We start from the raw sequence: 25100 nt of genomic DNA on the forward strand, positions 1-25100 counted from the left end.
TTCTGTGCCCGCCCCGCCAGGAGAATTACATGACATCTCTCAAATCCACGCTCTTCGGATCGGTTGTCTTTGCCGCCATGGCAACGGCCGCTCTGTCTGCTGAAGACACGATCAAAGTCGGCGTACTGCACTCGTTGTCAGGCACTATGGCGATTTCGGAAACCACGCTGAAAGACACGATGTTGATGCTGATCGACCAGCAGAACGCCAAAGGCGGCCTGCTGGGCAAGCAGCTTGAGGCAGTTGTGGTTGATCCTGCATCCGACTGGCCGCTGTTTGCGGAAAAAGCGCGTGAGCTACTGACCGTGCATGAGGTGGATGTGATCTTTGGCAATTGGACGTCCGTCAGCCGCAAATCGGTGCTGCCGGTGATTGAGGAACTGAACGGCCTTCTGTTTTATCCGGTGCAGTATGAGGGTGAAGAAAGCTCGAAAAACGTCTTCTATACCGGTGCCGCGCCGAACCAACAAGCGATCCCGGCGACCGACTATTTCCTCGACGAGCTTGGCGTTGAGAAATTCGCGCTGCTTGGCACAGACTATGTCTATCCCCGCACCACCAACAATATCCTCGAAAGCTATCTGAAGCAAAAGGGCATCGCGGACGGTGATATCTTCGTCAACTACACGCCCTTTGGCCATTCCGACTGGTCCAAGATCGTGGCGGATGTGGTTGCGCTGGGTGCGGATGGTAAGAAGGTCGGAGTGATCTCAACCATCAATGGCGACGCCAACATCGGCTTCTACAAGGAACTGGCTGCGGCTGGCGTCTCGGCGGATGACATTCCGGTCGTTGCGTTCTCGGTCGGAGAGGAAGAACTGTCGGGCCTGGATACAACCAACCTTGTGGGCCATCTGGCTGCTTGGAATTACTTTCAGTCGGCGGATACCGACGCCAACACTGAATTTGTTGAAACATGGAAAGCTACCATGGGCGAAGACCGGGTGACCAACGACCCGATGGAGGCACATTACATCGGTTTCAACATGTGGGTTAACGCCGCGACCGAGGCCGGTTCGACCGACGTAGATGCCGTGCGCGCCGCGATGTACGGGCAGGAATTCCCGAACCTGACCGGTGGAACCGCTGTCATGCTGCCGAACCACCATTTGGCCAAGCCGGTTCTGATCGGTGAGATTCAGGAAGACGGCCAGTTCGACATCATCAGCGAAACCGACGTTGTGCCGGGCGACGCCTGGACCGACTTCCTACCGGAATCGGCGGTGCTGGTATCGGATTGGAAAGAGCTGGGCTGCGGTATGTACAACACCGAGACCGAGACCTGCGTTCAGACCCTGTCGAACTACTAACCGACACGCAAGGTGGGTGTGATGCCCGCCTTGCCCCCAAAGACACTCGGGTTTCACCACATGTTACGACTTTTCCTTGCGGGCCTCGCAATTCTATGCGCCCACCTGACCGCCAACGCGCAAGAGGCCGGTCTGCAACCGATCCTGCAAGAGCATCAGGAGATCATCGCCAAAAGCTCACGCAAGACAATCGGGCCCGTGATTGATGCGATTGCCAGCAGCGGGTTGCCGCAAGCGCAGGTGATGCTTGAGACATGGGCCGCCAAGGACGTGTGGATGCGCAAGTCGGACGGCCTGTTCTTTGCAGGCAAAAAGGTCGAAGGCCGGTCGTATGAGCTTACCGATTTCGATACTGGCGAGGTCGTTGGTATTTTCGAGAAATCCAACCTGAAGCAGTTGAAGCCCAATAGCGGCATCCGCGCGATGATTGGCACGGCTCTGGTGCAGTACCAGCTAACAGATCCGGACCGCGCTCGGCGGCTGGCCGCTTTGCAATCCATCCAACGTGACCCCGAACGTGCTTTGCTGGAGCCCCTACGCGCGTCGATTGCCGATGAAGCTGATGCTGATCTGAAAGCTTACAAACAACGGCTCGAACGGTTGCTGACGATTGGATATGACGAAGATACCGCGGCGCGCGTGGCTGCGATTGAGCAGATGTCCGACGATCTGGGCGTGGACGTCCGTGGCGCATTAAATCCACTGATCGCGACGACGCGACAAGCAGCACCGGAACTTCCGTCTAATGTGAATATCGCCGCCGTTTTAGAACCGGGTTCGAGTGATTTGACGCGCGATGAGGCCTATGACTTGCTGGTCACTGGCAATCTGGCGCCCCCACGCTTGTCACGGGATGATATCCGGACAGCTCTTGCGGCCAATATTGACGGGGGTCGCGTTGGTGACATTCCGCTTGCGCAACTGAATACAGATGAAACGCGCGCTCGGGCATATGTAGCCTTGGCAGAGGCAAGGGTCGTTCCCGCCTTGGTAACCGAGGCCGACATAAACACGGCGCTGGCTGAACATGTGTTCATTGATACCTACACGGAACCCTCGCCCGAAGTGACCGCAGCTGCAGTGCAGGCACTTGAACAGATCGAGCTGAAGGTCGGCCTGAACCAGACGCTCGACCTGACACTGGACGCGATCTCATTGGCGTCGATCTATTTCTTGGCAGCCATCGGTCTGGCGATCACCTTCGGCGTGATGGGTGTGATCAACATGGCTCATGGTGAGTTCATCATGATGGGCGCCTATACCGGATACGTGGTGCAGCAGTTCATCCCCGACCACACGCTGTCGATAATCGTCGCCATCCCGATGGCCTTTGCCGTCACCTTCGCGATGGGCGTCGCGATGGAGCGGCTAGTTATCCGCTGGCTCTATGCCCGTCCGCTTGAGACGCTGCTGGCGACCTTTGGCATCTCAATCGCACTGCAACAGCTGGCCAAGAACATTTTTGGCACGCAGGCCCGCCCGCTGACCGCGCCCGGCTGGCTGGATGGGGCGTGGGTGCTGAACGATGTGGTTTCGATCAGTTATATCCGCATCGCGATCTTTGTGCTGGCGACGATCTTTTTGGGACTGTTCCTCTACATTATGAAGCGCACGCGGCTTGGGCTTGAGATGCGCGCGGTGACACAGAACCCACGCATGGCCGGGTCGATGGGTATCAATCCGGGGCGGGTGAATATGCTGACCTTCGGCTTGGGCTCGGGCATCGCCGGGATTGCCGGGGTTGCGATTGGTCTGTTCGCAAAGGTCACGTCCGATCTGGGCAGCGACTATATCGTGCAAAGCTTCATGACCGTGGTTGTTGGCGGCGTCGGAAACATCTGGGGCGCGCTGGCAGGTGCGGGCATGATCGGCTTCCTGCAAAAGGGGATCGAGTGGATGAACCCCTCGAACACCCTCGCCGCGCAAACATACATGATCATCTTCATCATCATTTTCATCCAGTTCCGGCCAAGGGGCATCATTGCCCTCAAAGGTCGTGCGGCGGGGGATTGAGCCATGGAACGCAGCTTTGTCGCCAAAAACCCATCGGTACTGGTCTTTCTGGCCATCCTCTCCCTGTTCACGTTGGGCGTCACCGTCCTGTCCGAAGGGTTCGGGATTGGCGTGATCTCGACCAGCTTTGTCAAAACGCTGGGCAAGACCCTGTGCCTTTGCCTGATCGCTGTGGCCATGGATTTGGTCTGGGGATTTACGGGCATCCTGTCCCTCGGCCATTTCGCGTTCTTCGGGCTGGGCGGCTACATGATCGGCATGTGGCTGATGTATGAACGTACCCGCCTGATCGTGGTGGAGTCGCTCTCCCAAGCCGACATTCCGCCAACATCGGCCGAGGTCGTGGATGCCATCGGCACGCAAATCTTCGGCGTCGTCGGATCGTCCGAATTCCCGCTGATCTGGGCCTTTTCGGACAGCCTGTTCCTGCAACTGGGGCTGGTCGTGCTGGTGCCGGGCCTTCTGGCACTGATCTTTGGTTGGCTGGCGTTCCGCAGCCGGGTCACGGGTGTCTACCTGTCGATCCTGACCCAAGCCATGACATTGGCACTGGCGCTGTACCTGTTCCAGAACGACAGCGGTATGCGTGGCAACAACGGCCTGTCGGGCCTGCAGAACCTGCCGGGCGTCACGGCCTCGCAGGACTTGGTGTCAATCTGGTTCCTCTGGGCCTCAGCGCTGGCCCTGGGGCTGGGCTACATGCTGGCGGCATGGATCGTGGCGGGCAAGTTCGGCTCGGTTATCCGCGGCATCCGCGATAATGAGGCGCGAGTGCGGTTCCTTGGCTATTCGGTCGAGAATTACAAGCTGGCTGTCTTCACATTGACCGCCTGCATCGCCGCCATCGCGGGCGCGCTGTATTATCCGCAGGCGGGGATCATCAACCCCGAGGAGATGGCCCCCATTGCCTCGATATATCTTGCCGTCTGGGTCGCCATCGGCGGGCGTGGTCGCCTGTATGGAGCGGTCATCGGCGCGGCGTTTGTCAGCCTGCTCAGCACATGGTTCACAGGTGGACAAGCGCCGGACATCCCACTTGGGTTCTACACGATCAAATGGGTCGACTGGTGGCAGGTGCTGCTGGGCGTCTCATTCGTGCTGGTAACCCTGTTCGCACCAAAGGGTATTGGAGGGCTATTCGACCTCTGGACCAACCACCGCGCGCCGCAACGCTACGGTGCCCCGCTTGGACCCGATGAAAGCGCATTGCGCGAAATGGAGGCCTTGGAATGAGCACTCTGCTGGAGGTCAGCGGCGTTTCAGTCACCTTCGACGGGTTCCGCGCCATCAACAACCTGTCCTTCCAGATTGGCAAGGCCGAGCTTCGCGCGGTTATCGGGCCGAACGGGGCAGGTAAAACGACCTTCATGGATATTGTCACCGGCAAGACCCGGCCTGACGAGGGCCGGGTAACCTGGGGTGAGAAATCCGTTTCCCTGCTGCGAATGAGCGAGGCCAAGATCGCGCAAGCCGGCATCGGGCGTAAGTTCCAGAAACCCACCGTGTTCGAGGACCAGACCGTGCAGGAAAACCTGCTGATGGCGTTGAAGAATAAACGGGGCTGGCTGGGTGTGCTGTTCTATCGCCCTTCGACGGATCATCTGGAGAAGGTCGAGGAACTGGCCGCTGAGATTGGCCTGTATGGCGAACTGCTCCGCAAATCCGGCGAACTAAGCCACGGACAAAAGCAATGGTTGGAAATCGGGATGCTACTGGCGCAGGAACCACGTCTGTTGCTAGTGGACGAACCCGCCGCCGGGATGACCTCGCAAGAACGCGAACACACAACCGACCTGCTGGTACAGGCCGCCAAGACCCGCGCCGTCGTGGTTGTGGAACATGACATGGAGTTCGTCCGCCGCCTGAATTGTCGGGTCACGGTTCTGCATGAAGGCTCGGTTCTGGCCGAAGGTTCGCTGGATCATGTCACATCAAATCAGGATGTCATCGACGTTTATCTGGGGCGCTAAACAATGCTGAAACTGACCGATCTGACCCTGCATTACGGGCACTCGCAAATCCTCAACTGTATCTCGTTGGAGGCCGCGCGAGGAGAGGTGACTTGCGTGATGGGCACCAATGGTGTGGGCAAGACCAGCCTGATCAAGGCGATCTCGGGCACGCATCCGCGCTCGGGCGGCGATCTGATGCTGAATGACGAGGCCCTGCCGCCTCTGCCAGCCCATCGCATGGCGTGGAAAGGCGTGGCCTATGTGCCGCAGGGGCGCGAGATTTTCCCGTTGCTGACTGTGCGCGAAAATCTGGAAACCGGTTTTGCCTGCCTGTCAGCAAGCGAACATTTCGTTCCGGACGAGATCTTCGATATGTTCCCGGTGCTGAAGAAAATGCAGAACCGGCGCGGGGGTGATCTGTCGGGTGGCCAGCAACAGCAACTTGCCATCGCCCGGGCGCTGATCGCCAAGCCTCAACTTTTGCTGCTGGACGAACCAACCGAAGGCATTCAGCCCAACATCATCCAGCAGATCGGCGAAGTAATTCGTCACCTCCGAACCAAAGGAGAGATGGCCATCATTCTGGTCGAGCAGTATTTCGATTTCGCCTATGATCTTGCCGACAAGTTCATCGTCCTGCGGCGCGGCGCGGTCCTGATGCAAGGCACGCGGGACGAGCTATCGCGGGAACAGGTTCTGCAAGGCGTAACGGTTTGACATTCATAAAGGAACCAGCCTATTGAGCGGCGAGAAGCTTCAGGGTTTAAGGGGCGCAATTTAGCACTCCAGCTAGGCTTTGTTGCGCGAAGAGCCTGAAGCCCGGACTTCCCTTTTCCCCGGACGTACTTATCCTGTGGGCTCTGTGACCGGTATGCCGAGCGCGGTGTAGCTGTTCAGGACGGCTGCACGGATTGGGAGTTCGGCGACTGGACGCTCGAAGTCGCGCGCCATGAGGCTCTGCCCCAACAGCTTCACGCAGTGCATCTTCGTTTCGGCGCGACTGCGGCGGTGGTATCCGCTTCAATTTCGCCGGATGGCACGGCCAAGGTATTTCGAGGCGCACAGCGCCTCGTTACGGGCGATAGCGCCTGCTGTCGATGGCTTTCGCGGTTTTGCGTTCTTGCGCGGCGGGATAACGGCGTGGGCACCCCGGTTTGCGATGGCATCGTGGCATTTGCGCGTGTCATACGCCCCGTCTGCGGTGACCGAGGCGATCTCGACATCGACCGGGATCTGGCTGAGTAGTTCAGGCAGCATGGGCGCATCACCGATGTTGTTACCGGTGATTTCGATGGCGCGGATCTCCAGCGTCTGTTCGTCAACGCCGATGTGGATCTTGCGCCAGAGACGGCGTTTCGCGCGGCCATGCTTGCGGGCATGCCATTCGCCTTGGCCCTCCGCCTTGAAGCCGGCGCTGTCGATCAGAAGGTTCAGGGAACCTTGCTAGCCGCGATAGGGTATGGAAACCGCCAGGGTCATCTGGCGCCTGCTCAGCGTGCTGAAATCCGGCACCGACCAGTCGAGGCCGACCAGGCGCAGCAGGCTCTCCACGAAGTCCGTGGTCTGCCTGAGGGCCATGCCGAAGAGGACCTTCATCGTCGTCAGGCATGTCTGAATCGCAGCGCCGCTATACTGCGGCTGCCGGCCTTGCTTACCGGTCGGCGGTGGTACCCAAACCATGTCCGGATCAAATCAGATCGCCAGGGAGCCACGTTGCTTGAGGGCTTCATTGTAGGCTGGCCAGTTCTTGGTCTTGTAGCTCGGCGGGATAGGTCTGCTCATGCAGTCCAGCTACCACGCTGGATTCACAAGATGAATCCCTCACCCAACCTTTGCGCAACAAAGCCAATCAACAGCTAAAAGAATATCTGACGGCCTCTTCTGACAGTTTGAGGTACGAACCTCAAAAAAATCTGGACATGAGGTGCGTACCTCAAATAGCCTTGGAAGTATGCCGCGATTCGCACATCCTCGATTGACGGCGCAAAAAGGGAGGAATGGATGACTTACACAAAACTGGCCTCGGCCAGCGCAATAGTCCTTGCCGCTACTACTCTTTCTACCAAGGCAAATGCTGAAGATCTGACGCTATGTTGGGCTGCATGGGACCCGGCCAACGCGCTTGTCGAACTATCAAAAGAATTCGAAGCAGAATCCGGCCACACGATGAACTTCGAATTTGTTCCCTGGCCAAATTTTGCGGACCGGATGCTGAATGAGCTGAATTCCGGTGGTAAGCTCTGCGATCTGCTTATTGGTGACAGCCAATGGATCGGCGGTGGCGCTGAAAATGGCCACTATGTCAAACTGAACGACTTCTTCGATGCTGAAGGCATCAGCATGGACGATTTCGCGCCGGCCACTGTCTACGCCTATTCAACTTGGCCCAAGGGCACACCCAATTACTATGCCCTGCCTGCGATGGGCGATGCGAATGGCTGGTTCTATCGCAAGGACTGGTTCGAAAATCCTGAAATCCAAGCCGCATACAAAGAAGCAACTGGTCAGGATTTACGTGAGCCTGAATCTCAGAAAGAACTATTACAGATCGCCCAGTTCTTTCAGGGTCGTGAGATCGACGGCAAGACAGTCTACGGCGCAGCTATCTTTACCGAGCGCGGCTCGGAAGGGATCACCATGGGTGTGACCGGAGCACTGTATCCTTGGGGCTTTAAATACGAAAACACCCCGGGCTCATATGACATGGAAGGCGCCGTAAACTCACCCGAAGCGGTAGAGGCGCTGGAATTCTATAAGGAATTCTACGAAACGGCGACGCCTCCGGGATATACCAACTCTTACATGGGTGAGAGCTTGGACGCCTTCAAGTCCGGTCAGGTCGCCATGGCCATGAACTGGTTTGCGTTCTTCCCAGGTCTCTATGCTGACCCCAATACCGGCGGTGACAAGATCGACTTCTTTGTGAACCCACCGCAAAATCAGGCAGGTTCGACGCTGGGCGGACAAGGTATCTCTGTTGTCAGCTACTCTGACAAACAGGACGCTGCACTTGAGTACATCAAGTGGTTCGCACAGCCTGAAGTGCAGGCCAAGTGGTGGGAGCTAGGCGGCTACTCGGCGCATAACTCAGTGCTGGAAGATCCTGGTTTCGTGGACAGCCAACCGTTTGCCGGTGACTTCCTGGAAGCAATGGCTGGGGTTCAGGATTTCTGGCAAGAGCCTGCCTATGCAGAACTCCTGCTGGCCATGCAGAAACGCATCCACGACTACGTCGTTGCTGATCAAGGTACAGCTCAAGAAGCTCTTAATCTTTTGATCGAAGATTGGACTGAAGTCTTCGAAGACGAAGGCAAGCTGTAGTCCGGACACAGGCAGGAGCGGGCGCAATCCCGCTCCACCTTCACCCGTGAGTCCTAAACCAACAAGAACTGGCAAAGAGATGTCTGACCGGACCGTAGATCGCGTTGCCCAGGCAACGCCCGAGCGAGTTGCGCGAAAAATCCGAGGGTTATCCGACCGCGCGATCGCCTGGATATTCATCTCCCCGACGATTTTTCTATTGCTGGCGATCAACATCTTTCCGTTGATCTGGACCATCCAACTGAGCTTTACCAACTACAAGGCCAACCGGATCGGGCGCGAAGTCAAAGATGTCGGGCTCAGGAATTACGAGCGTATTCTGACAGACTCGGACACCTGGCTAAATATGCAGGCGACGGCGCACTTCCTGTTCTGGACGATCTTTTTCCAGGTCTTGATCGGGTTTACTTTGGCCTGGTTGATCAACAAGAAATTCAAGGGCAACGATCTTTGGACCACGATCATCGTGCTGCCGATGATGCTGTCTCCTGCAGTCGTCGGGAACTTCTGGAAGTTCCTGTATCAACCTCAAATCGGGCTGTTTAACTACATCGTGTCATGGTTCACAGGCAAAGATCCATCGAGCTTTGAAATGCTGGGATCCGTTACTTTGGCCCCTTGGGCGATCGTTATTGTCGACACCTGGATGTGGACCCCCTTCGTGATGCTAATCTGTCTGGCCGGGCTGCGCAGCATTCCCGATTACATCTACGAGGCGGCTGAGATCGACAGGGCCAGCAAGCTGCGGCAGTTCTTTACGATCACCATCCCGATGGTCCTGCCGTTCCTGATGCTTGCCGTGCTGTTTCGAGGGATCGAGAACTTCAAGATGTTCGACCTGGTGGTTCAGCTAACCGGCGGAGGGCCCGGTTCTGTAACGGAACTCACCTCAATCAATCTCAAGCGGGAGGCGTTTGAGAAGTGGCGTACGGGTTACGCCTCGGCCTATGCGATCATCCTTTTCGTCACCGTGTTCGGCCTTGCGTCGATCTACGTCAAAGCCTTGAACAAGGTGAAACAGAGATGAGCAGTTTTTCCGTAACCGAACCTTCGAACCGTTCCAAGTGGATCGCCGGTTTTCTGGTCATCACTTATGCGCTGATCACAATGATCCCGCTGGTTTGGATTTTACTGACAGGTTTCAAGTCTCCAGCCGATGCGATCAGCTACCCACCCAAAGTGGTCTTTGACCCAACGCTTGAAGGGTATGTAAATCTCTTCACCACGCGCACGCGGCAGACGCAGGAGTTTTTGGAAGCGAACCCGCCGCAGAACTGGGCCGATGAGATCGTCCGCCAATACGACATGGTGATTGTCGGGCCATCAAAGTTTGGCGAGCGCTTTATGAATTCGGTTATCATCGGATTTGGCTCGACGTTCTTGAGTATCTTCCTTGGTACGCTGGCCGCCTATGCGTTCAGCAGGTTCAAGGTCCCGCTCAAGGACGACCTTTTGTTCTTTATCCTGAGTACAAGGATGATGCCACCGGTCGCTGTCGCCATCCCAATCTTCCTGATGTTCAGAAACCTTGGATTAAGCGACACGCATCTGGGGATGATCCTGCTGTATACGGGCGTGAATATTTCCTTGGCGGTCTGGTTGCTAAAAGGCTTCATCGACGAAATCCCAAGAGAGTACGAAGAAGCCGCGCTCATAGATGGCTACACGAGGTTTCAGGCGTTTTACAAAGTGGTGCTGCCGCAAGCCGCGACCGGCATAGCCTCAACAGCTATCTTTTGCCTGATCTTCGCCTGGAATGAGTACGCGTTTGCCGTGCTGCTGACATCCGCGAACGCGCAGACTGCACCACCGTTCATCCCAACCATTATCGGTATTGGCGGCCTGGACTGGCCTGCAGTGGCGGCAGGTGCCACGATCTTCCTGATCCCTGTCATGATTTTCACCATCCTGATGCGCAAACACCTGCTGCGTGGGATCACATTCGGAGCCGTGCGCAAATGAGCGAGTTTCTTACCGGATTGATGCGTTTTCGCCGGGGCCCATGGGAGATGATCGCGACCATCCTCATCGCTCTGGGTGTCTTCATGCTTATGCAGCCCTTTGTCCTTTGGGCCTTCACATATTCTTTCATCGTCACGCTGATCGGAACCGTCATGTTCATCATCGTCAGCCATTTCCCGGAGTAGAAATGGCCCAGATCGTAGTTAAAAACGTAAAGAAGATGTTCGGCGATTTCACGGCTGTCCGCGAAAGCTCGTTCACGATTGAGGACGGTGAGTTCTTCATGTTGCTAGGGCCATCCGGCTGCGGAAAGACGACGACGCTGCGGATGATCGCAGGCTTGGAACTTCCGACGTCGGGTGAAATCTACCTGGACGGCGAGGAGATCAGCCAGCGCCCCCCATCGGAGCGAGACATTGCCTTCGTGTTCCAGATGTTTGCGCTGTATCCGCACATGAACGTGCGAAAAAATATCAGCTACCCCCTGATATCGCAGGGCATGCCGCGTGCTGCTGTCAAAGCCAAAGTAGAAGAAGTCGCGGGAATTCTGGGGATCAAGGACATCCTCGATAGCCCGGTAGGTGGGTTGTCAGGCGGCGATAGGCAGCGCGTGGCGCTTGGACGCGCGATTGTTCGCGAACCCAAGGCGTTCATGATGGACGAACCTCTTGGTGCCCTGGATGCCGAATTTCGTGAGCACATGGCCGAAGAACTGCGCGCGCTTCATGATCGCATGGGGGCGACCACTGTTTACGTCACACATGATCAGCTGGAAGCCATGCAAATGGGGGACAAGATCGTGGTGATGAACAACGCTGTGATCGAGCAATTCGGCACACCTCAGGAAATCTACGACAAACCAGCTACGATGTTCGTTGCAGATTTTATCGGGTCTCCTTCGATGAACTTCCTGCCGTTTCAGGGAAAGGTCGCGCCTGGCTCGGAAACGGTGCGACTGAATGGTCACGACGAAGCCGTACCCACACTGTTGGAAGGGGCGGAAGGTGACTTGGTTTTCGGTGTTCGCCCTGAGCATGTTTTTCTGTCGGATGCCAGCGCCTACCGAGCCAAGGTCCTGGCCGCAGAATATCTTGGAACCACCCAGATCGTGACGCTGCAAAGCCCGAACGGAGAGCTGAAAGCCCGCATTGATGCGCGCGAAACCGTTAACCCCGGCGAGACGGTTGGCTTGAAGTTCCGCTCATCCGCAGTGACCCTTTTCGAAAATTCTACCGGACGCGCGTTGAGGTCCGCTCTGAACGACGAGGTACTAAGCAATGGCTGAAGTCGTTCTGGAAAACATTTCGAAGTCATTCGGCGAAATCAAAGCGGTGGATGATATCTCAATGACGATCCCCAACGGTGCCTTTGTGGTTTTGTTGGGTCCGACGGGCGCGGGAAAAACAACGACGCTGAGATTGATATCCGGGCTTGAGAAACTGGATTCCGGAACGGTGCGCATTGCCGGGCGTGACGTTGGGATAGATACACCTGCCCAGCGTGATGTGGCGATGGTCTTCCAGCAATACTCGCTGTACCCCCATATGACGGTGCGTGAGAACCTGTCCTTCCCTCTGAGGTCACCGATCCTGAAGACGCCAGAGGATGAGATCGCCAGGAAGGTCAACGAAGTCTCGGAGATCCTGCAGATCCCGCACAAGCTGGACAACAAAGCCACTGAACTGTCTGGCGGCGAAATGCAGCGCGTTTCAATTGGACGGGCACTGGTGCGCGATCCCCAGATTTTCCTGATGGACGAGCCGCTCAGCTCTTTGGACGCCAAGCTTCGGGCGGATTTGCGGGTCGAACTGAAAAGGATTCAGGCCGATCTGGGATCAACCTTGCTTTACGTGACCCACGATCAGGTCGAAGCCATGACAATGGCTACGCATATCGGCGTTTTAGAGAACGGCCGGTTGGTTCAATACGGGACACCCCGGGATATCTACGAAAACCCGGGCAGTGTTTACGTTGCCAGCAGGTTGGGTCTGCCGCGAATCAACATCCTGCCGTCCGAGTTGTTCGGAGGCGATCACAAAGGACCACAGATTGGTCTTCGCCCGGAAAACATCATTGAAGGCGAGGGCAGTGAAGCGCGTGTCATACGTGCCGAACATCTGGGCGACCAAACACGGCTGCACCTGGACCTGAATGGCCACCCGGTTGTCACCCTGATTGATGTTCATCAGGATTACCCCTCTGGAAAAATTATAAAAATTCGCCCCCATAACCCGTTGTATTTTGACGCGTCTGGCGCGCGTGTGAATTAAGGAGCAAAAGCATGGCCCAGTTCCTCAACACAAAAGAAACCCTGGTAACCGAGGCGATAGATGGCCTTTTGGCTTCCTCAGGCGGGCAGCTTACACGGCTGGACGGATACCCGCATATCAAGGTTGTCTACCGGTCGGATTGGGACAAGTCGAAAGTCGCCTTGGTTTCTGGCGGAGGGTCTGGTCACGAGCCCGCCCATGCAGGTTTCGTTGGCGCCGGTATGTTGACAGCCGCGGTCTGCGGCGAAGTTTTCGCCTCACCCTCGGTCGAGGCAGTTCTGGCGGGCATTCTTGCGGTCACGGGTGAGGCCGGGTGCCTGCTTATCGTCAAAAATTACACCGGTGATCGATTGAATTTTGGACTGGCGGCTGAACGCGCCCGTGCATTGGGCCGCAAAGTAGAGATGGTCGTAGTTGATGATGACATCGCCTTGCCCGACCTTCCGCAACCACGTGGCGTGGCAGGTACGTTATTGGTGCACAAAATTGCCGGAGCGCTTGCTGAAGGGGGTGCCGATCTGGACACCGTTACCAAAGCAGCAAGAAGTACCATAGCAAAGGTTGTCAGCATCGGAATGAGCTTGGACACCTGCACTGTTCCGGGCTCTCCAAAAGAAGACCGGATTGCCCCTGGCAAAGCGGAACTCGGCTTGGGCATCCACGGCGAGCCCGGTGTACAACAAGTCGAATTTTCAAATGCTGTATCGGCCATGTCCACGGTGGTGGAGAAGCTGAAGCAAAGGGTGGGTGCCGGGCATTGTGTAGCGTTGGTCAACAACCTGGGCTCTACAACTCCTCTGGAAATGGCTGTCCTCACGCATGCGTTGTCCGAAACTGGTATTGCCCACCATATCATTGGCCCGGCACCGATGATGACGTCGCTGGATATGCACGGGTTTTCGGTATCCATTCTGCCTGTGGATCAGGACGAATTGTCAGCTCTTGAAGCACCTGTTGATCTGGCCGCATGGCCCGGCGTCAATTCCATCGACCCGATCAAAGTAGCCCCGTTGCCTGATGGCCTGACACCAATCGATCCAATCCCTTCGAACAATCCCACCACGAGGGAAACGATCACCCGCTTATCTGAGCTGCTCATCAACGCAGAGAAGTCTCTGAACGAGCTGGACGCGAAGTCCGGAGATGGCGATACAGGAAGCACACTGGCCACCGCCGCAAGAGCATTGCAAGGTAGCCTTGACCGCATGCCTCTTGCTGATCTGACGCAACTGTTTCCGGCGTTGGGCAATGAGTTAAGCCAGACAATGGGCGGGTCGTCCGGTGTGATACTCGCAATCTTCTTCAATGCAGCCGGAGATGCCTGTGCAAGCGGGGCTTCGGTATCGAAGTCTCTGGTCGAAGGCCTGAATCGCGTGAGCCAGGTTGGGGGTGCCAAGGTCGGTGACCGGACAATGATTGACGCTCTGGCACCTGCACTTGCCGCCCTCCCGTCTGGACTGACCGATGCGGCCGAGGCTGCCCGCGAAGGCGCGAACAACACCGCGAATATTCGTCGTGCGAAGGCAGGCCGCGCGGCCTATGTTCCCGAAGAAAACCTAGTTGGACATAACGATCCCGGTGCCGAGGCTGTTGCTTTGTTGTTTGAAGGCTTGGCGCGGGAGATTGAGGGCTGAAGAACACGTGGAAGACCAAAAACAAAAACTAGAATTGGTGAAAAAGCCAACCGTCAACGACCTCGCGCGCGTCGCCGGTGTCAGTCTGGCGACTGTTGACCGGGTCTTGAACAGACGCCCCGGTGTGCGGGCCGTTACCGTACAGAAAGTACAAAAGGCAATTGACGAGCTGGGGTATGTGCGCGACACCGCTGCGGCCAACCTTGCGCGAAACCGAGTTTACAACTTCCTCTTTGTTCTGCCGGACACGGACAACGAGTTTGTGGAGGCAATCAGCAGTCAGATCGCAGAACAGTCACGTGACCAATTTATCGAGCGAACTCGCATTGCGATAAAAAAGGTAGCTCCGTTTGAGCCGCAAGATATCGTCAATATTTTGGATGCTGTCGCCAGTTCGGATGTTGATGGCGTTGCCGTTTTTGGGCCCGAAACGCCTTCTGTTCGTGATGCTGTAAAAAGGCTCAGGGACAAAGGCGTTCCGGTGGTTGCGTTGGTGTCTGACTTGCCGAGTTCTGAGCGAGACCACTTTGTAGGAATTGATAACGTTTCGGCAGGGCGAACCGCAGCTCAGCTGATGGGACGATTTGTGCATCGTGACGGCAAGGTTTTGGTACTTACAGGATCCCGTTTGGCACGTGACCACCTAGAGCGCCGTCAAGGCTTTGATCTAGTTGTAGCTGAGGAATTTCCACACCTCGAAGTCGTAGCGTCTGTCGAGGGCCGGGATGACCCGGATCTGATTTACAAGATGATGCCCGAGATCTTTGAAACCTACCCGGATCTGGTTGGAATTTATTCCTCCGCAGCAGGCAATGCAGGACTGATTCAATTTCTTTCAGAAAACAAGCTCAGCAAAGATCTGGTGATCATAGCTCATGAGCTTACTCCGCTTAGTCGTGAGGCGCTTACGCTCGGTACATTTGACGCTCTTATCTCGCAAGACACTGGGCACATTGTTCGTTCAGCCGTCCGTCTGCTGCGTGCAACTTCAGACAAAGTGCCATTCAACAAAGCCCAGGAACGTATCCGTATCGACATCTATCTGAAGGAAAATTTACCGCCATAGAGACTCAGGTTTTGGGGAGGAAATTCAATGAAGACAATCAAAGGTCCAGCTTTGTTTCTTGCACAATTTGCCGGGGACGAAGCGCCGTTCAATTCGTGGGGCGCGATCACTAAATGGGCGGCTGACTGTGGATACAATGGCGTTCAGGTTCCCAGTTGGGATGGCCGGTTGTTCGACCTCGAACAGGCCGCATCCAGCGTCGGTTACTGCGATGAGTTCAAAGGCAAGGCCCAAGAAAATGGCGTCGAAGTCACCGAGCTTTCAACGCATCTTCAGGGTCAGCTTGTTGCCGTTCACCCAGCCTATGACAGTGCGTTTGATGGCTTTGCAGCGGAAAGCGTCAGAGGAAACCCTAAAGCCCGTCAAGAATGGGCCGTAGACCAGGTCAACAAAGCGCTATCCGCTTCGAAAAATTTAGGCATTTCGGCACATGCGACATTCTCAGGCGCGTTGGCATGGCCATATGTCTATCCTTGGCCGCAGCGCCCTGCCGGTTTGATTGAAACGGCATTTGATGAGCTTGCGCGCCGTTGGGTGCCCATCCTGAATCACGCCGATGAATGCGGTGTCGATGTCTGCTACGAAATTCACCCCGGAGAGGACCTCCACGATGGTGTGACCTACGAGATGTTTCTCGAGCGGACAGGCAATCACCCACGGGCCTGCATGCTATACGACCCGTCGCATTACGTGCTGCAATGCCTCGACTATCTGGACAACATCGACATCTACAAAGATCGAATTCGGATGTTCCATGTCAAAGATGCCGAGTTCAACCCGACCGGGCGGCAAGGTGTTTATTCCGGGTATCAAAGCTGGGTAGATCGGGCCGGGCGGTTCCGCTCACTGGGCGATGGTCAGGTGGATTTCGGTGCAGTTTTCTCAAAAATGGCCGCGAATGACTTTGATGGCTGGGCTGTGGTCGAATGGGAATGCTGCCTCAAACACCCCGAGGATGGAGCGCGTGAAGGTGCTCAATTTGTGTCAGATCACATCATCCGTGTGACCGAGAAAGCCTTTGATGATTTCGCCGACGGTGGCGCTGACGAAGCCGCCAATCGTAAAATGCTGGGGATTGAGTGATGGTCACAGGACGCAGTGAAGAAACCTCAGGACGCATTCGGCTTGGCATGGTTGGCGGCGGAAACGACGCCTTCATAGGGGGTGTTCATCGCATCGCCGCGCGATTGGACGACAAGTTCGAGCTGGTTGCCGGTGCTTTGTCTTCGACGCCAGAGAAATCTCTTGAAAGTGGTCAGGCATTGGGGCTCGAACGGGTCTATGAAGACTTCAAACAAATGGCGATTAGGGAAGCCCGACTGAAATCTGGGATCGAGGCAGTCTCAATTGTCACGCCAAATCACGTTCATTATGCAGCCGCACGTGAGTTCCTGAAACGCGGTATTCATGTAATTTGTGACAAGCCACTCACCTCGACCCTTGCCGATGCGAAAAAGCTGGTCAAAGCAACAGAAAGTGCGAATGCCCTATTCATTTTGACCCACAATTACACAGGCTATCCAATGGTTCGGCAGGCGCGTGAAATGGTTGCCAACGGCGACATTGGCAAGATCCGCGTGGTTCAGGTTGAATACCCACAGGATTGGCTGACCGAGCAGCAGGATTTCAAACAGGCGGAATGGCGAACCGATCCCGAACGCTCGGGCGCGGGTGGATCAACCGGTGACATCGGAACTCATGCATACAACCTTGCCTGCTTCGTGACCGGGCTAAAAGCGGAAAGCCTTGCGGCAGACTTGCAGGCCTTTGTGCTGGGGCGCAAAGTCGATGACAACGCCCACGTCTTACTTCGCTTCAAAGGCGGAGCGCGCGGTATGCTGTGGTCTTCTCAGGTGGCTCCCGGCAACGAAAACGCACTTCGTTTGCGCGTCTATGGCGAAAAAGGCGGGTTGGAGTGGGCTCAGGAAGATCCCAATTACCTGTGGTTCACGCCATACAACGAACCAAAGCGTCTAATCACACGAAATGGAGCTAGTGCTGCTGATGCAGCCAACCGGTTGAGTAGAGTTCCTCCGGGACATCCCGAGGGATATCTTGAGGGGTTCGCGAATATCTATGGAGAGGCTGCTGAAGCGATCCAAGCTTTCCGAAATGGTATTTCACCTGACGCTTCGGTTGTTTATCCAACAGTCTATGACGGGCTCAATGGCGTTAAATTTGTGGCCGCGTGCGTGCAAAGCTCTTCAAGGAATGCGGCTTGGATCGACTTAGCTTAGAATCTGGTTGTGGGCATAGGGCAGACGGGGGTTGTCACGTTAACTTGCCGTTTAATGAAAGTGTCGCAAACTCTTGGAACGACCAAAGGAAAATACGAGCGAAAAACTCTAACTACAAACGGCAGGAAAATCGGGTTTCAGAGCAGGCCCAAAACCGAAGTTTTTTATCCCGGCCATGCAAAAGTCTGCGAAAACCTCATCAGCGCATCGAGAGCCGGCGAGTATTTTCGGCCAGGGACTGTAAAGGCCGCGATAGTTCTTGAAACTTCTGGCTCCACAAGCGGGCGCTGCAACAAGCCCGGCAGAGTAACCGAATACTCAGGCATGAAAGCAAAACCAATGCCTGCAGCAACCATTGCTTGTACCCAATCTTCGCGCTCAGAACGGAAGCGAGCGTAAAGTTCCACTCCTTTTGACTGACAAACGGACATTACCATCTCGCGCAACTCGCAAGCCAAACGATCTACATAGTTTTCTCGAGATAAATCTTGGAGCGAAATTGAGTTTAGTTGTCCAAGGCGGTGCTCCGGCGGAAAAACAACCACATATCTTTCGACGTAAAGTGGTCTAGCCCTAAACTCTTCTTCCAGTTCTTCAGTCAGCGTCATCAAAGCGACATCGATATCACCATCAGAAAGTTTTTTCTTGAGATCCGACGCGCTTGCTTCATTGACTGACAACTCCAAGCCGCTGTGGTTTTTCTCGAATTGAGCCAGAAACCGTGCAAGGCGAACGTGCCCAATTGTTGAAAGGACACCTAAGCGCAACGGCACCTTTTCAAGCAAACGAAAATTCTGAGCCAGCGCTTGTGTAGCTTCTGCTTCGTCAACGATGTGCTGTAGATGCGGCAGCATTGACTTTCCAAAGTCGCTGACCAAAATTTTCCGGCCTTCCCGATGAAAAACCTGTGCGCCAAGTTCGGTCTCTAATGACTTGACGCCCTTGGTAAGCGCTGGTTGGCTTACATTGCATTCTGCGGCAGCTTTGGTGAAATTCAGATGCTTTGCGGCAGATAAGACATATCTAATCTGAGACATCTCCATATTGGGGCACCTCGTCACTGATGGCGAAAGACAATCACAACGCAGGATACACCGTTTTATCCAAACCTGGAGTTATTAAGTCATAAGGTATCGATAGTTCCCCGAGCCGACGCTCCATAGTGTAATAGATGCACTGGTTTTGATTGTTCGGAAAGGGAACGAGATGTCTGTTTTTATGGTCGAAAGAAACCTCAAGGGTATCACCATGGATGACTTGGGTGCTGCTCAAAAAGCCGCGATAGCAACAGCACAGAAAATGACAGCAGATGGCGACAAAATCAGCTATGTTCGTTCAACATTTGCTCCCGAAGACGGGCGCTGCATGTGCTTGTTTGATGGTGAAAGTGCCGATCAAGTTCGTCGATTGAATGATACCGCCGGACTTCCTTACGACAAGGTCGTGGCGGCAATGGATCTTACCCCGTGACGACTTCTGAGCTTTGGAGTTGTGATTGGGCCCTGAGTACGTGCTCTAGGGCCCTCAGCAATGGTTGAACAGTTTGCAGAGAAATGCAGGTTCGTCCACAGAACGTGAGTTCAATCATCTCCAGATTTAGCACGCGCGGTGAATGGCCTGTCTGGCGAGCAGCGGCGCAGCATCCAGACCAGACGGCCAAGGGCAGCAAAGGGCCGTCCATTGTAGGACCAACGGCAGCGACGCACGCTTCGCACGTATTTGGGCCGACCGCAGCAATTTGCACTCTGGGCTCGAAGAAGACGTTCGCTGCACTTTTTATGAGTGTCTGCTATTCTTAGTTACCGGTCGTTCCGTCATGCTCGAACCTGAGGCTTTGAAGCGCCAGTTCCAATGATTAGTGTGGTATATTTAGTGGTATGCATTTTAATTTCTAAGACTTTATAAATTTTTAACAATAAGTTATATAAAATGTTAGGTTGCTCCTCGGTCCGCCGTCCGACAATGCGTTTCGTAGATATCAAGACGGAAGACCAGCAGGCCATATTATCCATTCACAGAACGCGCGACCTGGCCGTCCGACAGCGCACACAGTTGGCCAACATGATCCGCAGCCTATTGCGCGAGTTTGGGCAAATATTGCCCATCGGGATCGAAGCGGTGACGGCTTTTGCGAAGCGCCATCTGAGCGGCGATCATCCCGACATGCCTGAAATCGCGAACGGCATGCTTGGCATACAGTGCTATCAGTTCATCGGCCTGAATGAACGCATCGACGGCTATTCGAAGATGATCGAGCAACATGCATTGCTGAGTGCAGATGCACGCCGATTGATGCGCATGCCTGGCATCGGGCCGATCACAGCGTCAGCAATTGTCGCCACAATCGGTGACGCGCATCAGTTTCGGACAGGAAGAGATCTGGCCGCATGGCTGGGCCTCACCCCGCTCAACAAGTCGAGCGGCGGCAAGGAGAAGCTGGGCAAGATCACAAAGCAAGGCGATCGTTACATTCGCAAACTTTTGGTCGTGAGCATGACATCGCGCGCGGTCATGGCGAAACGCTCACCCGAGAAGGTCGATCTCTGGACTGCCAAGATCATCGCTGACAAGCCGTTCCGGCTGGCAACAGTCGCCATGGCAAACAAGGCAGCGCGGGCCATCTGGGCGATGCTCACGAAGAAACAGGAATACCGGCAGCCGGCGTTCTAACCACACCGACTGCCCACGAGATGCAAGACGTTGAAGTGATGATGCGGAAGTAAGTCAACCAAGAGCAAGGACACTCCGGGAATGGCAGCGGCCCTCTTCCGAGGCCGATAAGCCGATTGGAACCTCGCTCGCGGAATTCATCAGGGCCAGCGGAACACCACCGCACGAACAGGCCGGACAGACGACAGTACTGACGAAATCGACCGCAGAAATCGCCAAAAAACTCTTGCAATGCAGGAGCCACCCACAGAGGCCGTTGGCCGCCTGTTGGTGATGCTGCGACGCATCCCGTCGAATCTGCCATTCGCTGCGAGAGAGAAAACTTGGACGCTAAGAACGCACATACTTCAGCGTTATTGCAATTTGACATTATCTCACGTGCTTCGTTGAGAATAACTAACCAACAAAAAAGTTCAGACACACAACAACGATGACCGCGCCGCGACGGAGCTGTTGATATTTGCTCGAACACGGATGAGCATTGACACAAGAAACTGGGCGCGTCTGAACGCGCCCAGTTTCGTCAAGTCGCGACGTGAGATACCTCTTTGTCCGGTGAGTATATGTCCAAGATGTTCCAATGTCCGGTCGTTGGTGTTGGGTTGTTGATCATTGGGACATCAAGAACGGTTGGTTTGCCGCTGGCGATTGCTGCTTCCAATGCGGGCAACAATTCATCAGCAGCACTGAGCCTGTGCCCTTCTGCACCATAAGCTCTTGCAATATCTGCATAACCCGGTCCGTTTGCTGGAGCTGCGGCTGATCCAGGGAACGTGGTCCCGTATGTCAGACCGTAATGCGCCTTTTGAAGGCCCGCGATAGTGCCGAAGGCGTTGTTGTTCATAACCAGCCAGATGATGCCCAGATCAAGCTCGACCGCGGTTGCCAGCATCGACGGGTTCTGACCGAACCCCCCATCGCCAACAAGACTTATCACCACACGGTCAGGGGCTGCCAGTTTTGCGCCGATCGCTCCCGGAGGGCCAAAGCCCATCGTCGCGAATCCACCCGGGGTCAGGATTGAACCGGGTGCCAGGATATCGAATTGTTGTCCGACGCCGTTCTTGTTCCATCCCACGTCCGTAGTGATAATGGCATCCTCGGGCAGTGCCTTGCGGGTATCTGCCAAAATACGTTCGGGCATCATCGGAAAGGACGACGAGGTCGCCATGTCCACGTTGCGCGCTTTGAAGTTCGTTCGGAAGTCGGTGATCTTCTGTTCCAGCGCGGGGCGTTTGAAGCCCTCAGGATACATCTCGCGGGCAACCCGGTTGACGACTCGCAAAGCGGCCTTGGCGTCAGCAACGACTCCGATCTCGGTGGGATAGTTCCGTCCAATCTCTTGCGGTTCGATGTCGATATGAATGACCTTGGAACCGGGGATGTTAAACGTGTAGCCGGGATACCAGCTGGAGCAATCGGCCTCTTTGAACCGAGTGCCGACGGCAAAGATGTAATCCGCATTCAGGCAGGACTGGTTGACCAGCTCGGTGCCCCAAAACCCGGTCATGCCCAACACCAGCGGATGGTCGTCCCGCAATGCGCCCTTGCCCATCAGGGAATGCGCGACCGGCAGGCCCATATGTTCAACGAAGTCGCGCAACTCCTCGCTGGCCTGAGCCAGAAGGATACCGCCGCCGACATAAGCGACCGGGTTTTCGGCCCTTGCCAAGGCTTCGACAATCTCGCGTGCCGTTTCATCGTCAATCGACGGTTTCTTGAGCGCGCGCGTGTTGTCGAGAATACGGTCGAAGCTGTCCGAGGGGATGACTTCCGAGAAGATGTCCATCGGCACGTTGACCAGCACCGGGCCGGGCTGTCCGCTTTCGGCCAGATGAAACGCCTTTTCCAGGATCTCGGCCATCAGGTCAGCCCGATCTACCCGCCATGCACGTTTGACAAAGGGGCGATAGATTTCCCACTGGGCGGCGTCCGCGTGCAGGTTCACCTCTTGATGCGGATGTTTGCCGTAGTAATGCGTGGGAATATCGCCTGCGATCACCACCATCGGGATACAGTCCAGTGCCGCGTTGGCGACCCCGGTGGCGCAATTGGTAAGCCCCGGGGAGAGATGGGACAACACCACCGAGGCCTTGCCCGTCACGCGGGCATAAGCGTCCGCCGCGTGACTGGCGATTTGTTCGTGCCGCACGGTAACGAAATCAATCGGGCTTTCGGCCAGAGCGGCCAGAACCGCGATATTCGTATGGCCACAAAGCCCGAACACATGCTTGACCTCACGGCGTTCGAGAAAGTCTACGATGTGCTCGGCAACGGTTTTGCCGTCCAGTTTCGCTCCGTCCATCACGCGACCTCCTGTCCGTAGAACTCACCGAACAGGTCCGGCTCCGAGGGGCGATCCTCGGGGATCGGACGGCTGACCCAGGTGTAGTTCATCATGTGTTTCATGGTGACATTTTCATTCGTGATGTTTCCGCCCCAGATGCCGCAACCAAGGCTGCTGGTCATTGGCATGCCATTGGTCCAGGCACCCGCGTTGGCCTTGGACTGAGGCTGTCGCACCATCATACGGCTGACCGGAGCCAGGCGCGCCAACCGATCGATGTGATCGTCATTGTGGCTGTAGATGCCGCAGGAATGGCCCTTGCCCCCGGTGTTGTAAATCTGGCTAACCGTTTCCAGCGCGTCATCGAATGTGTCGAAGTGATATAGCGCCATCAGCGTTGTCAGTTTTTCCTTCGAAAACTTGTGCTGCGGCCCGATTTGCCCCTGATTTTCAACCATCAGGAATTTGCGATCTTCTGGGATCGAGAACCCGGCGACCTTGGCCGTTTGCTGAGGCGGACAGGCGATGGTCGGAAACGTGCGGTTGCCCTTTTCGTCCCACATGGCCTCTTCGAGCATGGCCTTCTCTTCGTCCGAACACAGGTATCCACCTTCGGCCTCAAGCGCCTTGACCATATCGTCGTAAACCGAGCGCTGGATGATGATGTTACCGTCGGCCGAACAACCCGAACCAAAGTCAGACGTCTTGGAAATTCGGGTGTTCTGAGCGGCGATGTCCAAGTCGGCTGTCTCATCGATGACGATGGATGAATTGCCCGCGCCGACACCATAGGCTGGACGCCCTGAACTGTACGCTGCTTTGACCATGGGCTTGCCTCCCGTCGCCAAAGTCAGGTCGCAGATCTCCATCAGATGTTGCGTCAATGGTATCGACGGTTTGCGAATGGACTGAAACAAGTCCTCGGGAGCACCGGCAGCACGACAAGCTGCACGCATGACTTCGACCATTTCAAAGGTCGTGTGAGCGGTTCGCGGGTGCGGGCTGAAGATGACCGCATTCCGGGCATTTGCGGCGGACACGCCGGTCACTGGCGGTGTCATTGCTGGATTGGTCATGGGGATCAGAGACGCGATCACACCGGCAGGTTTGGCGTATTTCACGAGCCCCTTTTCTTCGTCGACTTCGACGATCCCCGTCGAGGGCGTGCGCAAGACATCACGCAGTACCATGTGGATTTTGAACCGTTTCGCTGGACGCCCTTCGCGATCTCCGATGCCGCTTTCGTCCACGCCTTGCTGGGCCAGGCGCGTGAAAGTTTTTTCGTTCCCCGCATACCACGCGATTGCTTGGGACAGGCGGTTCAGCCTGTCCTGATCCCAATCCTCAATCTCGGCCATGGCGGCGCGGGCGAGTTCCAGCATATCGGCCGCCATGTTGCGATCGTTTTCAGTGAGCTCTTTGCCCATGGTGATCCTCTTGGTGTTTTGGAATTGCTGCATCGTGCATACGACGCTGTGACCGCGCCTCGCCGAATGTTCGCTTGGCGTGGCTGAGACAGCGACGCGCGTGTTCTTCATATCCCAACTCGGCCACGCGGCTTTGGTTGGGCAGTTCGATGGAATAGTCGACGGGTGGCATCCGTTCGATGATGCCGGTGAAATCGATCCATCCCTCACCGGGATATAGCCGCGCATCGCGGGCCAGTTGGATCATGCCCTCACGCGTATCGGCGATGCCGGGCAGGCAATCAGAGATATGCAGGAAGTGAAACAGGTCCGAGGGAACGTGCAACAGCTCACCAAGATCTACGCGGCTGAGGTGCAGGTAGAGCGTATCAACCAGAATACCGCCGTTGGGCTGATCAGAGGCGCGGACAATGTCCAGTGCTTCATCCAGCGTGCGCAAGCGGGAGAAGCTCGGAAACTCCAAGTCCACCGTTAACCCGTAGGGCGCTGCCAGTTCGCAGGTTTCGGAATAGACGTCGATCAGAAAGTCACGATCATCGCGGGCGTTGGTCCATGCGCTCATGATCATGCGTTTGGCGCCGAGTTCCCCTCCGATCTCCAACGAGGGCTCAAAACTGCGCGGATCGACATCTTCCGTGATGCGCGCAAGCTCGACATCGAGGACTTTCACCCCGGTGGTAGAGAGAGCCGTTTTGGTGGCCTGCACCTGCGCCTTGTCGATTGGAGACTGAGTAAATTCACCGGGCACGTGCATCGGAATGAACCGCGGGCTGACGGCATCGTAACCGGCCCGGGCGGCGATATAAACCAACTCGGGCGGCGTGCAGCCGATCAGCGTCAGATGCGCCAAGGAATAAAGAGAGGGGCTTGCGCCAGCCTCATCGGGTTTCACCATGAACGACAGCTCCACGTGTCTGCGAATCTCAAATTCATCACACGTAGTAAAAAATA

The 25100-nt window shown here is 55.8% G+C and carries 21 protein-coding genes and 1 pseudogene; 17 read left to right on the forward strand and 5 right to left on the reverse strand.

Annotation, left to right across the window (positions count from 1 at the left end; translation table 11 throughout):
- The first annotated feature begins 29 nt into the window (after window positions 1-29).
- The 5 genes from urtA to urtE are packed head-to-tail and all read left to right on the forward strand — an operon-like array spanning window position 30 to window position 5992.
- Complete coding sequence (gene urtA / locus ACR0NZ_RS16495) at window positions 30-1310, forward strand: urea ABC transporter substrate-binding protein (protein ID WP_209504405.1); 1281 nt, start codon at window positions 30-32, stop codon at window positions 1308-1310.
- A 60-nt stretch (window positions 1311-1370) separates the two neighbouring features.
- Window positions 1371-3323, forward strand: a complete 1953-nt coding sequence (urtB, locus tag ACR0NZ_RS16500) for an urea ABC transporter permease subunit UrtB (protein ID WP_480520398.1) — start codon at window positions 1371-1373, stop codon at window positions 3321-3323.
- A gap of 3 nt (window positions 3324-3326) precedes the next feature.
- Window positions 3327-4556, forward strand: coding sequence for an urea ABC transporter permease subunit UrtC (gene urtC / locus ACR0NZ_RS16505; protein ID WP_480520400.1), 1230 nt, complete (start codon window positions 3327-3329; stop codon window positions 4554-4556).
- Window positions 4553-5293, forward strand: a complete 741-nt coding sequence (gene urtD / locus ACR0NZ_RS16510) for an urea ABC transporter ATP-binding protein UrtD (protein ID WP_209504402.1) — start codon at window positions 4553-4555, stop codon at window positions 5291-5293. The genes urtC and urtD overlap by 4 nt, the downstream gene beginning before the upstream one ends.
- Window positions 5294-5296: 3 nt before the next feature.
- Window positions 5297-5992 carry an urea ABC transporter ATP-binding subunit UrtE gene (gene urtE / locus ACR0NZ_RS16515; RefSeq protein WP_209504401.1) on the forward strand — a complete coding sequence of 232 codons (696 nt, stop codon included), beginning with the start codon at window positions 5297-5299 and terminating at the stop codon, window positions 5990-5992.
- Between the two features lie 129 nt (window positions 5993-6121).
- On the opposite strand, the pseudogene ACR0NZ_RS16520 reads toward urtE, so the two are convergent.
- Window positions 6122-7057, reverse strand: a pseudogene (locus ACR0NZ_RS16520) (IS5 family transposase).
- Window positions 7058-7276: 219 nt separating this feature from the next.
- Between ACR0NZ_RS16520 and ACR0NZ_RS16525 the strand changes: the two are divergent.
- The 10 genes from ACR0NZ_RS16525 (at window position 7277) to ACR0NZ_RS16570 (ending at window position 17765) form a co-directional block, all read left to right on the forward strand.
- Entirely contained in the window at window positions 7277-8596 is a 1320-nt protein-coding gene (locus tag ACR0NZ_RS16525; RefSeq protein ID WP_209504400.1) for an ABC transporter substrate-binding protein, read from the forward strand.
- A 79-nt stretch (window positions 8597-8675) separates the two neighbouring features.
- Complete coding sequence (locus ACR0NZ_RS16530) at window positions 8676-9623, forward strand: carbohydrate ABC transporter permease (RefSeq protein WP_170332156.1); 948 nt, start codon at window positions 8676-8678, stop codon at window positions 9621-9623.
- Window positions 9620-10558, forward strand: coding sequence for a carbohydrate ABC transporter permease (locus tag ACR0NZ_RS16535; protein ID WP_010442361.1), 939 nt, complete (start codon window positions 9620-9622; stop codon window positions 10556-10558). The genes ACR0NZ_RS16530 and ACR0NZ_RS16535 overlap by 4 nt, the downstream gene beginning before the upstream one ends.
- On the forward strand, window positions 10555-10743 hold the full coding sequence (locus ACR0NZ_RS16540) for a hypothetical protein (RefSeq protein ID WP_209504399.1): 189 nt from the start codon (window positions 10555-10557) through the stop codon (window positions 10741-10743). Before ACR0NZ_RS16535 ends, ACR0NZ_RS16540 begins: the two co-directional genes overlap by 4 nt.
- A gap of 2 nt (window positions 10744-10745) precedes the next feature.
- Window positions 10746-11843: an ABC transporter ATP-binding protein gene (locus ACR0NZ_RS16545; protein WP_209597607.1), complete on the forward strand. Its 1098-nt coding sequence runs from the start codon at window positions 10746-10748 to the stop codon at window positions 11841-11843.
- A complete protein-coding gene (locus ACR0NZ_RS16550; RefSeq protein WP_209504397.1) occupies window positions 11836-12828 on the forward strand; it encodes an ABC transporter ATP-binding protein in 993 nt (330 codons plus the stop codon). Before ACR0NZ_RS16545 ends, ACR0NZ_RS16550 begins: the two co-directional genes overlap by 8 nt.
- A gap of 11 nt (window positions 12829-12839) precedes the next feature.
- Window positions 12840-14462 carry a dihydroxyacetone kinase subunit DhaK gene (locus ACR0NZ_RS16555; protein ID WP_209504396.1) on the forward strand — a complete coding sequence of 541 codons (1623 nt, stop codon included), beginning with the start codon at window positions 12840-12842 and terminating at the stop codon, window positions 14460-14462.
- Between the two features lie 7 nt (window positions 14463-14469).
- Window positions 14470-15528: a LacI family DNA-binding transcriptional regulator gene (locus tag ACR0NZ_RS16560; protein WP_209504395.1), complete on the forward strand. Its 1059-nt coding sequence runs from the start codon at window positions 14470-14472 to the stop codon at window positions 15526-15528.
- A 27-nt stretch (window positions 15529-15555) separates the two neighbouring features.
- Complete coding sequence (locus tag ACR0NZ_RS16565) at window positions 15556-16611, forward strand: sugar phosphate isomerase/epimerase family protein (protein WP_209504394.1); 1056 nt, start codon at window positions 15556-15558, stop codon at window positions 16609-16611.
- Entirely contained in the window at window positions 16611-17765 is a 1155-nt protein-coding gene (locus ACR0NZ_RS16570; RefSeq protein ID WP_209504393.1) for a Gfo/Idh/MocA family protein, read from the forward strand. Before ACR0NZ_RS16565 ends, ACR0NZ_RS16570 begins: the two co-directional genes overlap by 1 nt.
- A gap of 164 nt (window positions 17766-17929) precedes the next feature.
- Here the strand turns inward: ACR0NZ_RS16570 and ACR0NZ_RS16575 are convergent, their stop codons facing one another.
- Window positions 17930-18808, reverse strand: coding sequence for a LysR family transcriptional regulator (locus ACR0NZ_RS16575; RefSeq protein ID WP_209504392.1), 879 nt, complete (start codon window positions 18806-18808; stop codon window positions 17930-17932).
- 163 nt (window positions 18809-18971) lie between these two features.
- On the opposite strand from ACR0NZ_RS16575, the gene ACR0NZ_RS16580 reads away from it, so the two are divergent.
- Both ACR0NZ_RS16580 and ACR0NZ_RS16585 read left to right on the forward strand, forming a co-directional pair.
- The gene (locus tag ACR0NZ_RS16580; RefSeq protein WP_209504391.1) at window positions 18972-19235 is read left to right on the forward strand and encodes a DUF4242 domain-containing protein; all 264 of its coding nucleotides are present in this window, start codon (window positions 18972-18974) and stop codon (window positions 19233-19235) included.
- Window positions 19236-19694: 459 nt separating this feature from the next.
- Complete coding sequence (locus tag ACR0NZ_RS16585; RefSeq protein WP_480520404.1) at window positions 19695-20435, forward strand: IS110 family RNA-guided transposase; 741 nt, start codon at window positions 19695-19697, stop codon at window positions 20433-20435.
- A 523-nt stretch (window positions 20436-20958) separates the two neighbouring features.
- On the opposite strand, the gene ACR0NZ_RS16590 is transcribed toward ACR0NZ_RS16585, so the two are convergent.
- Genes ACR0NZ_RS16590 through ACR0NZ_RS16600 form a run of 3 tightly spaced genes read right to left on the reverse strand, consistent with a single transcriptional unit; the run spans window position 20959 to window position 25044 of the window.
- Window positions 20959-22740, reverse strand: a complete 1782-nt coding sequence (locus tag ACR0NZ_RS16590; RefSeq protein WP_480520406.1) for a thiamine pyrophosphate-binding protein — start codon at window positions 22738-22740, stop codon at window positions 20959-20961.
- Window positions 22740-24149: an aldehyde dehydrogenase family protein gene (locus ACR0NZ_RS16595; RefSeq protein ID WP_480520408.1), complete on the reverse strand. Its 1410-nt coding sequence runs from the start codon at window positions 24147-24149 to the stop codon at window positions 22740-22742. Before ACR0NZ_RS16595 ends, ACR0NZ_RS16590 begins: the two co-directional genes overlap by 1 nt.
- Complete coding sequence (locus ACR0NZ_RS16600; RefSeq protein WP_480520410.1) at window positions 24130-25044, reverse strand: sugar phosphate isomerase/epimerase family protein; 915 nt, start codon at window positions 25042-25044, stop codon at window positions 24130-24132. Before ACR0NZ_RS16600 ends, ACR0NZ_RS16595 begins: the two co-directional genes overlap by 20 nt.
- Window positions 25045-25100 lie beyond the last annotated feature (56 nt).

The sequence above is a fragment of the Ruegeria sp. AE3 genome (assembly GCF_056542225.1).

Excerpts from the sequence above, each read along its gene's own strand:
- urtB (WP_480520398.1), top strand. The coding sequence starts at position 1,371 with ATGTTACGACTTTTCCTTGCGGGCCTCGCAATTCTATGCGCCCACCTG.
- ACR0NZ_RS16540 (WP_209504399.1), top strand. The coding sequence starts at position 10,555 with ATGAGCGAGTTTCTTACCGGATTGATGCGTTTTCGCCGGGGCCCATGG.
- ACR0NZ_RS16525 (WP_209504400.1), top strand. The coding sequence starts at position 7,277 with ATGACTTACACAAAACTGGCCTCGGCCAGCGCAATAGTCCTTGCCGCT.
- ACR0NZ_RS16585 (WP_480520404.1), top strand. The coding sequence starts at position 19,695 with ATGTTAGGTTGCTCCTCGGTCCGCCGTCCGACAATGCGTTTCGTAGAT.
- ACR0NZ_RS16545 (WP_209597607.1), top strand. The coding sequence starts at position 10,746 with ATGGCCCAGATCGTAGTTAAAAACGTAAAGAAGATGTTCGGCGATTTC.
- ACR0NZ_RS16570 (WP_209504393.1), top strand. The coding sequence starts at position 16,611 with ATGGTCACAGGACGCAGTGAAGAAACCTCAGGACGCATTCGGCTTGGC.
- urtE (WP_209504401.1), top strand. The coding sequence starts at position 5,297 with ATGCTGAAACTGACCGATCTGACCCTGCATTACGGGCACTCGCAAATC.
- ACR0NZ_RS16595 (WP_480520408.1), bottom strand. The coding sequence starts at position 24,149 with ATGGGCAAAGAGCTCACTGAAAACGATCGCAACATGGCGGCCGATATG.
- urtA (WP_209504405.1), top strand. The coding sequence starts at position 30 with ATGACATCTCTCAAATCCACGCTCTTCGGATCGGTTGTCTTTGCCGCC.
- ACR0NZ_RS16590 (WP_480520406.1), bottom strand. The coding sequence starts at position 22,740 with ATGGACGGAGCGAAACTGGACGGCAAAACCGTTGCCGAGCACATCGTA.
- urtC (WP_480520400.1), top strand. The coding sequence starts at position 3,327 with ATGGAACGCAGCTTTGTCGCCAAAAACCCATCGGTACTGGTCTTTCTG.
- ACR0NZ_RS16565 (WP_209504394.1), top strand. The coding sequence starts at position 15,556 with ATGAAGACAATCAAAGGTCCAGCTTTGTTTCTTGCACAATTTGCCGGG.
- urtD (WP_209504402.1), top strand. The coding sequence starts at position 4,553 with ATGAGCACTCTGCTGGAGGTCAGCGGCGTTTCAGTCACCTTCGACGGG.
- ACR0NZ_RS16600 (WP_480520410.1), bottom strand. The coding sequence starts at position 25,044 with ATGGTGAAACCCGATGAGGCTGGCGCAAGCCCCTCTCTTTATTCCTTG.
- ACR0NZ_RS16535 (WP_010442361.1), top strand. The coding sequence starts at position 9,620 with ATGAGCAGTTTTTCCGTAACCGAACCTTCGAACCGTTCCAAGTGGATC.
- ACR0NZ_RS16550 (WP_209504397.1), top strand. The coding sequence starts at position 11,836 with ATGGCTGAAGTCGTTCTGGAAAACATTTCGAAGTCATTCGGCGAAATC.
- ACR0NZ_RS16530 (WP_170332156.1), top strand. The coding sequence starts at position 8,676 with ATGTCTGACCGGACCGTAGATCGCGTTGCCCAGGCAACGCCCGAGCGA.
- ACR0NZ_RS16580 (WP_209504391.1), top strand. The coding sequence starts at position 18,972 with ATGTCTGTTTTTATGGTCGAAAGAAACCTCAAGGGTATCACCATGGAT.
- ACR0NZ_RS16555 (WP_209504396.1), top strand. The coding sequence starts at position 12,840 with ATGGCCCAGTTCCTCAACACAAAAGAAACCCTGGTAACCGAGGCGATA.
- ACR0NZ_RS16575 (WP_209504392.1), bottom strand. The coding sequence starts at position 18,808 with ATGGAGATGTCTCAGATTAGATATGTCTTATCTGCCGCAAAGCATCTG.